The organism is Martelella limonii (assembly GCF_013344475.1).
Lineage (GTDB): Bacteria > Pseudomonadota > Alphaproteobacteria > Rhizobiales > Rhizobiaceae > Martelella > Martelella limonii.
The window spans coordinates 222,129-234,289 of record NZ_JABUOU010000002.1; the positions used below are offsets into that span (position 1 = coordinate 222,129).

The following is a 12,161-nucleotide window of genomic DNA, read 5'->3' on the forward strand; positions in this document are numbered from 1 at the left end:
TTTCGGGTAAAAATCATTGATTACGGTTCGTGAATAACCGCCAATGCAGCTCGTGCGGAGCGTTGGTTAGATCCTCGGGTCAAGCCCGAGGATGACGCGGAGTATGGGGACAGGTTTGTCTGAACTCTGAGTTTGAACCGTGGGGCGGGCTATTTCGAACGTCAGAAACGTTTCAAACCGTCGCCACCACCAGCTTCTTGCCCGTCAGCTTGGCAAGCTGATCCAGTCTTCCTTCCACGCGTTCGCCGATGAAGTCGGCGTGCTGCTCCGGCACCACCAGTTCCAGGTCGAAATCCGGATTCCGGGACGGCAGGAAATCGAGTGTGCCGACGATGCCGGGCATGGAGGCGGAGAACAGGTAGGCGACGCGCAGCAGGCCACCCAGCAGCTTGGCGCGTTCGAGAAGTTCCGGCGTTGCGATCGTGCCGAGACCGTCGGTGTGGTCGTCGTCGCGCAGGCCCTCATAGCGGTAGTAATTGGTGAGCGCGATGAAGGCGCGGCCGGGATGGGTGATGCCGGTGAGCGCGGAGTGGGCAATGACGTTCAGCGACTGGCGGCCGCGGAAATCGGGATGGGCGCGCCAGCTGATATCGGCGAGCAGGCAGGCGGCCTGGCGGTAGCGCGCTTCCTCCGGGGTTTCCTCCACGCCGAAGCGGCGGAGCATCAGACCGGTCCATGCGGCGATTTCAGCGGCATGTTTGGGCGAGCGGGCGCGCAAAAGCGCAAGCTGGCGTGCGGCGACGAGCAGCGGGTCCTGATCCTGCTCTTCCGCATTCAGCAGCGAATAGAGCAGGCCCTCGCGCACGCCTTGCGCTGAGAAGCTGATCGATTTCGGCTGCATGATCGTCAGCACCTCGCGCATGGCGATCGCGCCGAAGGGCAGAAGCATGCGCCGGTTCTTGGAGATCGCCTGCCATGCAGGCTCCTTCTGCTCCTCATCGGCGCCGATCCGGTCGAGGAAGGCCATCATCTCGTCGAAGCCGATCTCGTAGCCCTGCATCATCGTCAGCGGGTAATTGTTGACCTCCATATGGAGGCGAGCGATGTTTCGCCACGTGCCGCCGACGGCGTAGAAGGTGCGGCCACGTCCCGTCTCGAGAAAGGGCACCTTCTTCACCTGTTTCTTGGCGAAGTTGCGGGCCTTGGAGAGCGAGCCTTCCGAAAGCTCCGACAGCCGGATGCCGCCGAGCGGCAGCGTGATGCCGTCGCCATAGGTCTTGTTCTTGATGTCGATGAGTTCGAGAGAGCCGCCGCCAAGGTCGCCGGCAATGCCGTCCGGCTCGTGGAAGCCGCTGATGATGCCGTAGGCAGAATAAAGCGCTTCCTCGCGTCCTGTCAGAACGCGGATCTCGACGCCGAGAATGTTCTGGGCCGCTTCGATGAAGGCGGGGCCATTGGAGGCTTCGCGCGCGGCGGCGGTCGCCAGCACATGCATCGTGCCGGAGCGCGCCTGGCTTGCAAGCGCGCGGAACCGCTTCAGCGCCCTCAACGCCCGGTCGACGCCTTCCTCGTTCATCTTGCCGCTGGCCGCGATGCCGCGGCCAAGTCCGCAAAGGACCTTTTCGTTGAAAAGCACTGTCGGCGCACGCGACAGGCCTTCATAGATGACGATGCGAACCGAGTTCGACCCGATATCGACCACGGAGACAGGGGAAATTCCGCGAAGGCGCCCCTGCGCTTCTGATTCGACCATGTATTCCCGGCTTATTTGTTGCGGCCTGAAAGCAGGCCCGCGATGAGCTTCGGCGCACTCGATTTCAATGCTTCTCCGCGGCCGGAAAGGCTCGGATTGGTCATGAAATACTCCTGCGCGTTGAACGGTTCCTCACCCTCGCGCGGCTCCACCCGTCGCGAGGTTCCGTCGGGCAGTATCTCGTAGCTCTGCTGGTTGTCAATGATATTGCCCAGCATGATCTGGGACAGGACCTGTTCATGCACAGTCGGATTGATCACGGGAACGATGGTTTCCACCCGCCGGTCGAGATTGCGCGGCATCAGATCGGCCGAACCGAGATAGACATGCGCATTCTCCGAAGGCAGGCCGTGGCCGTTGCCGAAGCAGTAGATCCGGGAATGCTCCAGGAAGCGGCCGACGATCGACTTGACCCGGATATTCTCCGAGAGACCCGGCACCTGCGGGCGCAGGCAGCAGATGCCGCGCACCACGAGATCGATCTGCACGCCCTCGCTGCTTGCGCGGTAAAGCGCATCGATGATCTTGGGGTCGACCAGCGAGTTCATCTTCATCCAGATCGCGCCCGGAAGCCCGCTCTTCACATGCTCGATCTCTTCCTCGATATGCTGGAGGATGCGCGGCCGCATGGTTTTCGGCGATACGGCGAGCTGCATGTTTTCTTCAAGTTCACCGTAGCCGGTGATGAAGTTGAAGATCTCGGCAACGTCGTTGGCAATCTCCGGATTGCAGGTGAAGTAGGACAGGTCGGTATAGATCTTCGCCGTGATCGGGTGGTAGTTGCCGGTGCCGATATGGCAATAGGTGCGCAGATTGCGGTCTTCGCGGCGCACCACCATGGAAAGCTTGGCGTGGGTCTTCAGCTCGATGAAGCCGAAGACGACCTGCACGCCCGCGCGTTCCAGGTCGCGCGCCCAGCGGATATTGGCTTCCTCGTCGAAGCGGGCCTTGAGCTCCACCAGCGCCGTCACCGACTTGCCGGCCTCGGCGGCGTCCACCAGCGCACGCACGATCGGGCTGTCATTGGAGGTGCGGTAAAGCGTCTGCTTGATCGCGAGAACGTTCGGGTCGCGCGCCGCCTGGATCAGGAACTGGACGACGACATCGAAGGATTCGTAAGGGTGGTGGACCACGAAATCCTTCTCGCGGATCGCGGCGAAGCTGTCGCCGATATGTTCGCGCACGCGTTCGGGAAAACGCGGGTTGAAGGGCTTGAACAAAAGGTCCGGGCGCGGGGTCTTGGTGATTTCGGAGAGCGTATTGAGCGCCAGAAGCCCCGGCAGCACGGCAACGCGGTCTTCGGGAACGCCGAGCTCGTGGATCACGAAATGGCGCAGCGATGCCGGCATCTCGCTGTCGGTCTCGATCCGGATCACGGAGCCGCGGCGGCGGCGCTTCAGCGCGCTCTCGAAGTAGCGCACCAGATCTTCCGCCTCTTCCTCAAGCTCGATATCGCTGTCACGGATGACGCGGAACGTGCCGTATCCCTGAACCTCGTAACCCGGATAGAGCCGGTGGATGAACAGGCCAATCAGGTCTTCCATGGTGATGTAGCGGATCGCGCCGTCGAGATCGGGAAGACGCACGAAACGGTCCATCGAGGGCGGCAGGCGCAGAAGGGCATTCATCGGCTCGCGGCCATGGCGCGAGACGAGCTGCAGTCCCATGGAAAAGCCGAGATTGGGAATGAACGGGAAGGGGTGGGCCGGGTCGATCGAGAGCGGTGTCAGCACCGGGAAGATGCCGCGTTCGAACTCGTTGGTGAGCCAGATCCTGTCCTCGTCGGAGATCACCGAGGGACGCACGATCATCACGCCTTCATTGGCCATATACTGCTGAAGCACGGCAAGGGCTGCCTGCTGCTCCATCTGCAGGTTGTCGATCTCGCGCAGGATTTCGGCAAGCTGCTCGGCCGGCGTCTTGCCGTCGGCGGAAAGCATCGTCACGCCCTGGCGCACCTGACCTTCGAGGCCTGCGACGCGCACCATGAAGAACTCGTCGAGATTGGCTGCCGAAATCGAAAGAAACCGCACGCGCTCCAGAAGCGGATGGGCCGGATTGAGCGTTTCTTCGAGAACCCTTCGGTTGAACTGCAGCCAGGAGAATTCCCGATTGATGAATCGCGTCGGGCTCTGTGTGATATCCTCTGCACTGCTGACGATTTCGGAAATGCTCGAAGACAGGTCGTTCATGGTGTTCCTCTTCTCGGCCGAGGCCGGCGTGCAGTCAGTCATTATTGCCGGATAGCGGAGTTTGGCAACGATACTATGACAAAGGAAAGGCGCGCGCGACTGCTGCAATCTCAATCGGCGCTGTGAAAGCCGTTAACAAGTCTCTGGAACCGCCCGGGCGTCATGCCGTAGGTCTTTGAGAAATGCCGCGTCATGTGGCTCTGATCGGCGAAGCCGGCACTCGCTGCCGCAGCGGCCAGCGTTTCTCCTGCGGCGATCAGGCTTCTGGTGTTCGAAAGGCGGCGCTGAAGGAGGTAGCGGTGCGGACTGGTCCCGTAAAGCGAGCGAAACTGCCGCGCCAGCGTGAACCGGTCGAGGCCTGTGATTTTTTCCAGATCGATCGACAGGACGTTTTCGTCCGCATATGCGGCGAGATACGCGCGGCATTCGGCCAGTGACCGTCGATCGAGCTTTTCCGTCTTTTTATGAAGCCGTGTATCGGAGAGGCGCAACAGGCTTTGCGCGATCTCTCCCAGCAAAGCGTCGCGCTCCAGCCCGGCGAGCGCTGTATCGAGGTCAAATAGGGCTTCGACAAGGCTCGTCCGGAGTGTCGCGTCGCTCAAGACGGGCGCAGTGACGAAAGGAAGGCATGCGGCGCGGCCTTCCAGCGCCGCGCTGATGAGCTCGGGGGCGATGTAGATCATCCGGTAGACCAATCCTGCCTCGGTGCCGGCGCCGCCGTCATGCAGTTCGTCGGGATGGAGGATGATCAGCCGTCCCGGTTTCGAGAAGCGTGATGCGCCCCGATAGCTGAAGGTCTGGACGCCGGAGACCGTGACGCCAAGCGCATAGGTGTCATGTCGGTGCGGCGAAAAGCCGTTTCCGTGAAACCGCGCCTCGATCCGCTCGATCCCGTCCCTGTCGGGCGCCGACAGGATGATATCGGCCGAGCTTGTGCACGAACGTTCAAGATCGCCGCCGGCCGGCGCTGCTAGCTTCGCCGGAGCCCCCGATCTTTCAAATCCCTTCCCGGAGTTTTCACCCATGTTCGACACCAAATTCGTCATCATCGTGCGCGAGGATCTGGCCAACTGGCAGAAGCTGAATGTCACGGCCTTCCTCGCGACCGGTGTTGCCAGCGCCAATCCCGATATCATCGGCCAAGAATACAGGGACCGCACCGGCAATGTCTATCATCCGATATCTGGCCAGCCGATCATCGTGCTCGCGGGCGATCAGGCCGTACTTTCCAAGGCCCAGGCCCGTGCGCTCGAACGCGGGGTGACGGCCTCGCTCTATGTGGAGGAGATGTTTGCGACCGGACACGACGCCGCCAACCGGGCGGTGTTTGCGGAATTTGCGCCGGACGATGCCAAGGTCGTGGGCATAGCCTTCATCGCCGACCGGAAGATTGCCGACAAGATCACCAAGGGTGCACGAATGCATCCATGAGGGACGCCCGGCCGTTTGACCGGCCGGGCGCGAGAGCTTACTTCGCGTTCAGGAAGTCGGAGACTTCGAGGATCACGAATTCGTTGTCGTCGGCGGCGTTGAGGCTGCGGCCGGCCGAGAACGGCAGGTTGTTGTCGTTGCCGACGATGATGTGGTCGGCGTCGATGACGTCAACATCCTCGATCGTGACGAACGGCATGGTGTAGACGCCGTCCTTGCCGCCCTGGCGGGCAACGCCGTTCGGATCGGCGATCGCCATCAGGTCGATGTAGCCGACCTTGCGGGCAGCGCCGTTGACGTTGTCGTCATTCATCTCGATCTTGTAGATGCGCTTCAGCATGGCGGGCTTTTCGAAGCAGCCGGTGGCCGTATCGGAGGCGCAGGCCATCGACGGGTCGCCTTCGCCGCCATCGCGCTCGATGACGAGACCGGTGGTGGCGTCGATCATGTTGAAATCACCGATATTGGTGCCGCCATCGGCGAACGGATAGAGCCAGTAGCGGCCGGTCCATTCCTTGGCGGCGGTATCGAATTCCAGGACGCGCAGCGCCGGCTTGCCGTCTGCCATTTCCGGCTTGCCGTCGGTGACGATCGGCTTTTCGAGCAGCGCGTAGAGGTGGGCGCCATCCGGCGAGATCGCCATGCCTTCAAAGCCGCCGGAGCGCGGCAGGTTGTAGGCGGGCATTTCGCCGCCCGGGTTCGGCATCGACAGCGAAACGTTGTCGGGCGAAAGCACCGGCTGGCCATCGGCAAGCGTTTCGTAAACGGCCTGCAACTCGCCCGCCTTGTTGAACTTCAGGAGGTAGGGGCCGAGCTCGTCGCCGATCCAGAAGCCGTCTTCGACCGGCTGGATGGATTCGATGTCGAAGTCCGCGCCGGTCAGATAGCGGCTGTCGGAGCCTTCGAGCACGATCGGGAAGGGGACGACCATGTTGGGGTCCGAGAGGAAGATGGTTTCCTTGCGGTCAACGGTGCCCGCATCCCAGTCGAAGCCGAGATGATGAATCATCAGGGCGGCGTCGGAGGAGTTTGCCTTGGAGCCGAAACCGTTGTCTGAGAGCGACCAGAACGTGCCGTCGCCCATGGCCTTGATGCCGGAAAAGCCCTGCACCGGTTGGCCGTCGAACGGGGTGCCAAGGCCGGTTTCGCGCTTGGCGGACATGCCGGGCACGCTGCCGATCTCGGTGACGCGCGGCTGGCCCGGCTTCAGGAACTTAGCCGAGGTCTGGATATAGGCCGGCGCATCCTGCGGCGCGGCGATGATGGTGTTTGCCGGAAGAATGGCGTGGCTGGTCAGCGTTGCCGAGAATTGGGTGTCGTCGGCAAGGGCGGTGCCAGCCAGAAGCGTGGCGGCAGCCGCCAGAAAGAGGGTCTTCATGAAATATCCCCGTGTGTTGAAAACACGGGGAGCGTTAGCGGTTGCTTATGTCGGAGATTTCACGAAGCGATGAAGCTTTCGTGTCAAACGTCGATCATCTCGACTTTCCTGTCGACGAAACGCAGAGCGACATCGCCGGCGAGAAGCCTGAGCGCCGGGTCGCCGTAAAGCTTTCGGCGCCAGCCCTTCATGGCTTCGACGTCGGCATTTTCGCCTTCCGAGGCGATCCTGTCGAGATCGTCGGAGGATGCGATCACGCGGGCGGCGACCTGGTTCTGCTCGGCAACGATCTTCAGCAGCACCTTCAGCAGTTCCGCCGCTGCGGCAGCGCCTTCAGGAAGCTGCGGCTGGCGGGGCAGGCGCGGAAGCTCCGCCTTCGGAATGGCAAGCGCGCTCTTGACCGCTTCCATCAGACCGGCGGCGGGCTGCGAGCGTTCCCAGCCCTTCGGGATCATGCGCAGCTTGGCAAGCGCGTCCGGCTCGGTCGGGTGCTGCTGGGCGATTTCGTAGATCGAGTCGTCCTTCAGCACGCGGCGGCGCGGCACATCGCGCGCGCGCGCCTCGTTCTCGCGCCACTCGGCAACCTTCTGCATCACGGCAAAATCGAGCGGCTTCTTGATCCGGAGCTTGAGCCGCGTCCAGGCCTGTTCCGGCGGCAGGTCGTAGGTTTCGGGATTTTCGAGGATCGCCATTTCCTCTTCCACCCAATCGGTGCGACCCTCGCGCTCCAGCTCTTCCTTGAGCTTCAGGTAGACGTCGCGCAGATGGGTGACATCGGCGAGCGCATAGGAAAGCTGCTTCTCGTTCAGCGGTCGCGCGCGCCAATCGGTAAAGCGCGAGGACTTGTCGATATGCGCGCCGGTCAGCCGTGCGACCAACTGGTCATAGGAGATGCTGTCGCCGAAGCCGCAGACCATGGCTGCAACCTGGGTGTCGAACAGCGGCGCCGGCAGCATGTTGCCGAGATGGTAGACGATCTCGAGATCCTGGCGCGCCGCGTGGAACACCTTCACCACGGAGGTGTCGGCCATCAGTTTGAAGAACGGCGCAAGATCGAGCCCCTTGGCCAAAGGATCGACCAGCACTTCCAGGTCAGGACTTGCCATCTGGATCAGGCAGAGCTGCGGCCAGAACGTGGTTTCGCGGATGAATTCGGTATCGATCGTGACGAAGTCGGATTTGGCGAGCGTCTCGCAGGCCTCGGCAAGGGCGGCGGTGGTTTCAATCATCTCAAACAACGTATCTTCCTGTTACGCCATCTTTCCTTGGCCTTTGCGGCGGCGATGTCAAGGGAAGGGGTGGGGGCGTATGCAAAACGCGGCCCGAATACGCGGTTGAGGGATTGGATTCTCGGTGCCGGTTCAACGATGTCATGAGGCGTTGGCCTCACGCACTCCCGTCATCCTCGGCCTTGTGCCGAGGATCTAACCCCGTTTCGTCGCGAGCGGAGTTGGCGTTGTGTCGAGGTTTAAGGAGAGCGGCCGACACGCCTGTCGTGGGGTGACGTGCTTGGATCCTCGGCACAAGGCCGAGGATGACGCAGAGACGGGGAAAGGTCAGTGTGCCACCGACGTTCATGCGGGAATTTGACTTATTCTCTTTGACTCGAGACAACCCGATTTCCGCCCCTCAACAGGCCTTTTCCTTGACAAAACGCCCCCGCCGTGCGTTTTTCCGCGCGAATTCATGACAAGGGGCCGCGCCGCGCGCCCGAAAACCCTTTACGGATACGATTATGCACCCCTATCGCAGCCATACCTGTGCCGCTCTCAACAAGTCCGACGTTGGCCAGACCGCCCGCCTTTCCGGCTGGGTGCACCGCGTGCGCGACCATGGCGGCGTGCTCTTCATCGACCTGCGTGACCATTACGGCATGACCCAGGTGGTTGCCGATCCGGATTCGCCTGCCTTCGCCACTGCCGAGAAGGTGCGCGGCGAATGGGTGATTCGCATTGACGGCAAGGTGCGTGCCCGTACCGAAGATACGGTCAACAAGAACATGGCGACCGGCGAGATCGAGCTCTATGCCGAGGAAATCGAGGTTCTGTCGGCTGCCAAGGAACTGCCGGTTCCGGTGTTCGGCGAGCCCGAATATCCGGAAGATGTCCGTCTCAAGTACCGCTTCCTCGATCTGCGCCGCGAAACGCTGCATGCCAACATCGTCAAGCGCACCAAGATCGTCGCCGCGATGCGCGCCGCCATGGCCGACAACGGCTTCGGCGAATATTCGACGCCGATCCTGACGGCCTCGTCGCCGGAAGGCGCGCGCGACTTCCTGGTGCCGAGCCGTATCCATCAGGGCAAGTTCTACGCGCTGCCGCAGGCCCCGCAGCAGTACAAGCAGCTGCTGATGGTCGCCGGTTTCGACCGGTATTTCCAGATCGCGCCGTGCTTCCGCGACGAAGACCCGCGCGCCGACCGCCTGCCGGGCGAGTTCTACCAGCTCGACGTCGAGATGAGCTTCGTCACCCAGGAAGACGTCTGGGAAACGATGGAGCCGGTGATGACCGGCATCTTCGAAAAGTTCGCCGAGGGCAAGCCGGTCACCAAGAAGTGGCCGCGCATTCCCTATGACGAGGCGATCCGCAAATATGGTTCCGACAAGCCGGACCTCCGCAACCCGATCGTGATGGAAGCCGTCACCGAACATTTCGCCGGCTCCGGCTTCAAGGTGTTTGCCGGCATGATCGAGAAGAACCCGAAGGTCGAAGTCTGGGCAATTCCGGCTAAGACCGGCGGTTCGCGCGCGTTCTGCGACCGGATGAACTCCTGGGCGCAGGGCCAGGGCCAGCCCGGCCTCGGCTACATCTTCTGGCGCAAGGAGGGCGAGAGCCTCGACGGCGCCGGCCCGCTTGCCAAAAACATCGGCCCGGAGCGCACCGAGGCGATCCGCGCGCAGCTCGGCCTCGATGAGGGCGATGCCTGCTTCTTCGTCGCTGGCGAACCGTCCAAGTTCTACAAGTTTGCAGGCGAAGCCCGCACCCGCGTCGGCGACGAGCTGGGCCTCACCGACAAGGACCGCTACGAGTTTTGCTGGATCGTCGACTTCCCGTTCTATGAATGGCTGGAAGACGAGAAGAAGGTCGATTTCTCGCACAACCCGTTCTCGATGCCGCAGGGCGGCCTCGCGGCGCTTGAAAACGAAGACCCGCTGACGATCAAGGCCTACCAGTATGACGCCGTCTGCAACGGCTACGAGATTGCCTCCGGCTCGATCCGTAACCAGCTGCCGGAAGTCATGGTCAAGGCGTTCGAGATCACGGGCAAGAGCGCTGCCGACGTGGAAGAGCAGTTCGGCGGCCTCTACCGCGCCTTCCAGTACGGCGCGCCCCCGCATGGCGGCTGCGCCTTCGGCATCGACCGCATCGTGATGCTGCTCGCCGGCGCCAAGACCGTGCGCGAAGTGGCCCTGTTCCCGATGAACCAGCAGGCCCAGGACCTGCTGATGGGCGGCCCGTCCGAAGCCGAACCCGCGCAGCTGCGCGAACTTGGCCTGAGGCTGATGCCGAAGAAAGCCGACTGACACTTTCAGTCTTTGCATTTGAAAGACCCCGGCGAGCGATCGCCGGGGTTTTCGTTTGTTGACAAATCTCCCCCGGGGTCATCCTCGTGCTTGACACGAGGATCCAGGCAACACGGTCAGCGTCGGCAATAAGGCGCAGGAAAATCAACCGTTTGACCCGCCTGGATGCTCGGATCAAGTCCGAGCATGACTCTGTGGGTGCGGTTTGAGTTAGTGAAAATCTCCCAAGCTTTGGTCTTGTCCGCAGTCTGACCACCGCGAACGACCGCCAGGGTTTTCGTTTTTTGACAAACCTCCCCCGGGGTCATCCTCGCGCTTGACACGAGGATCCAGGCAACACGGTTAGCGTCGGCAATAAGGCGCAGTAAAATCAACCGTTTGACCTGCCTGGATGCTCGGATCAAGTCCGAGCATGACTCTGTGGGGGATGTTGGAGTGAGTGAATTTCTCACAAGCAGTGGTCTTGTCAGCAGTCTGAACACGGCGAGCGATCGTTGGGGTTTTCGTTTGCTGAAAAACCTGTCCTCAAACTCGGGGTCATCCTCGTGCTTGACACGAGGATCCAGGCAACACGGTCAGTGTTCGCAACAAGGCGCAGGAAATCAACCGCTTGAGTCGCCTTGATGCTCGGATCAAGTCCGACGAGGACAGGTGTGAGTGAGGTCGGCGCGCGTGAATGGCTCTGAAACTGTGACCTTATTATACTTTCGGCTAATGCTCACCCGTGCAAAGAAGAAAATGGCAAATAAATATTGAAGTGGAGAAGAATGGAATATAAATTCTTTTTTACGCGGAACGGGGAGCGGACCGCGCTTGGAGGAAACTGGCAGCCGTGAGGAGATGGGGCCGGTTTCGATTGGGAGGAAATCATGAAAAAGCAATTACTTGCATTCGCCGCGACCGCTTTGGCGCTTGGCGCCATGCTGCCTGCCGCAGCGCATGCCGAGGGCGAGCGTTTCGTTCTGATTTCGCATGCGCCGGATAGCGACAGCTGGTGGAACACCATCAAGAACGCGATCAATGTTGCGGGCGATCAGATGGATGTCGAGGTCGAGTACCGCAATCCGCCGACGGGCGACCTTGCCGACATGGCGCGCATTGTCCAGCAGGCGTCCGCGTCGAACCCGGATGGCATCATTGTCACCATCGCGGATTATGATGTTCTTTCCGGCCCTGTCGCCGATGCGGTTGCCAAGGGCATTCCGGTCATCACCATCAATTCGGGCACCGAGGAACAGTCGAAGCAGCTCGGCGCAATGATGCATGTCGGCCAGCCGGAATATACCGCCGGCAAGCTTGCGGGCGAGCGCGCCAAGAAGGAATCGGGTGCCTCAAGCTTCCTCTGCGTCAACCACTACATCACCAATCCGGCTTCGGTCGAGCGTTGCCAGGGCTTTGCTGATGGTCTCGGCGTCGAACTCGGCGACCAGATGATCGACAGCGGCATGGACCCGTCGGAGGTCAAGTCGAAGGTCTCGGCCTATCTCAGCGCCCATCCCGATACCGGCGCGATCCTGACGCTCGGCCCCAACTCCGCCGAACCGACGCTTGCGGCCCTTGAGGAAACCGGAAAGTCCGGCGAGATCTACTTCGGCACCTTCGACCTGTCGACTGCCATTGCCGATGCCATCAAGGCCGGAACGATCAACTTCGCGATCGACCAGCAGCCCTATCTGCAGGGCTACCTTCCGGTCGTGATCCTGACCAATTACGCCCGCTACGGCGTGATGCCCTCCAACTCGATCAATTCCGGTCCCGGTTTCACGACCAAGGACAATATCGAGCTGGTCGAGAAATACGCCGGTCAGTACCGCTAGATCGTGATCGCCGCGCCCTCGGGCGCGGCGTTTTCCTGAAAACCCGCAAACCGAGATGACCCGCGCGCCAGCCGGCCGCGCAGCGGCATCTCATTGCCCTCAGAAACGGGTGAAAGCCATGTCGGAA

General features: G+C 61.5%; 7 protein-coding genes and 1 pseudogene. 3 read left to right on the top strand and 5 right to left on the bottom strand.

Going from position 1 to position 12,161, the window contains the following annotated elements; all coding sequences use genetic code 11:
* Positions 1 to 172: 172 nt before the first annotated feature.
* The 3 genes and pseudogenes from ppx to HPQ62_RS06240 all read right to left on the bottom strand — a co-directional run bounded on the left by ppx (position 173) and on the right by HPQ62_RS06240 (position 4,910).
* Complete coding sequence (gene ppx, locus HPQ62_RS06230) at positions 173 to 1,693, bottom strand: exopolyphosphatase (protein WP_174801658.1); 1,521 nt, start codon at positions 1,691 to 1,693, stop codon at positions 173 to 175.
* A gap of 11 nt (positions 1,694 to 1,704) precedes the next feature.
* Positions 1,705 to 3,825: pseudogene (locus HPQ62_RS06235) on the bottom strand (RNA degradosome polyphosphate kinase); the annotation flags it as partial.
* A 170-nt stretch (positions 3,826 to 3,995) separates the two neighbouring features.
* Positions 3,996 to 4,910, bottom strand: a complete 915-nt coding sequence (locus tag HPQ62_RS06240; protein WP_174801660.1) for an AraC family transcriptional regulator — start codon at positions 4,908 to 4,910, stop codon at positions 3,996 to 3,998.
* Between HPQ62_RS06240 and HPQ62_RS06245 the strand changes: the two genes are divergently transcribed.
* Positions 4,909 to 5,316 carry a DUF2000 family protein gene (locus HPQ62_RS06245; RefSeq protein ID WP_174801661.1) on the top strand — a complete coding sequence of 136 codons (408 nt, stop codon included), beginning with the start codon at positions 4,909 to 4,911 and terminating at the stop codon, positions 5,314 to 5,316. The two genes, HPQ62_RS06240 and HPQ62_RS06245, sit on opposite strands and share 2 nt — an antisense overlap.
* 37 nt (positions 5,317 to 5,353) lie before the next feature.
* Here HPQ62_RS06245 and HPQ62_RS06250 read toward each other — a convergent pair whose 3' ends face one another.
* Both HPQ62_RS06250 and rnd read right to left on the bottom strand, forming a co-directional pair.
* Positions 5,354 to 6,694 carry an esterase-like activity of phytase family protein gene (locus tag HPQ62_RS06250; protein ID WP_174801662.1) on the bottom strand — a complete coding sequence of 447 codons (1,341 nt, stop codon included), beginning with the start codon at positions 6,692 to 6,694 and terminating at the stop codon, positions 5,354 to 5,356.
* 83 nt (positions 6,695 to 6,777) lie between these two features.
* Positions 6,778 to 7,923 carry a ribonuclease D gene (rnd, locus tag HPQ62_RS06255; protein ID WP_174801944.1) on the bottom strand — a complete coding sequence of 382 codons (1,146 nt, stop codon included), beginning with the start codon at positions 7,921 to 7,923 and terminating at the stop codon, positions 6,778 to 6,780.
* Positions 7,924 to 8,429: 506 nt separating this feature from the next.
* Here rnd and aspS point away from each other — a divergent pair.
* The gene (gene aspS, locus HPQ62_RS06260; protein WP_174801663.1) at positions 8,430 to 10,217 is read left to right on the top strand and encodes an aspartate--tRNA ligase; all 1,788 of its coding nucleotides are present in this window, start codon (positions 8,430 to 8,432) and stop codon (positions 10,215 to 10,217) included.
* 869 nt (positions 10,218 to 11,086) lie between these two features.
* A complete protein-coding gene (locus HPQ62_RS06265; RefSeq protein WP_174801664.1) occupies positions 11,087 to 12,034 on the top strand; it encodes a sugar ABC transporter substrate-binding protein in 948 nt (315 codons plus the stop codon).
* Positions 12,035 to 12,161 lie beyond the last annotated feature (127 nt).

What these genes read in the sequence shown, in the direction of transcription:
- rnd (WP_174801944.1), bottom strand. Translation starts at nt 7,923, where the DNA reads ATGATTGAAACCACCGCCGCCCTTGCCGAGGCCTGCGAGACGCTCGCC.
- aspS (WP_174801663.1), top strand. Translation starts at nt 8,430, where the DNA reads ATGCACCCCTATCGCAGCCATACCTGTGCCGCTCTCAACAAGTCCGAC.
- HPQ62_RS06265 (WP_174801664.1), top strand. Translation starts at nt 11,087, where the DNA reads ATGAAAAAGCAATTACTTGCATTCGCCGCGACCGCTTTGGCGCTTGGC.
- HPQ62_RS06240 (WP_174801660.1), bottom strand. Translation starts at nt 4,910, where the DNA reads ATGGGTGAAAACTCCGGGAAGGGATTTGAAAGATCGGGGGCTCCGGCG.
- HPQ62_RS06250 (WP_174801662.1), bottom strand. Translation starts at nt 6,694, where the DNA reads ATGAAGACCCTCTTTCTGGCGGCTGCCGCCACGCTTCTGGCTGGCACC.
- ppx (WP_174801658.1), bottom strand. Translation starts at nt 1,693, where the DNA reads ATGGTCGAATCAGAAGCGCAGGGGCGCCTTCGCGGAATTTCCCCTGTC.
- HPQ62_RS06245 (WP_174801661.1), top strand. Translation starts at nt 4,909, where the DNA reads ATGTTCGACACCAAATTCGTCATCATCGTGCGCGAGGATCTGGCCAAC.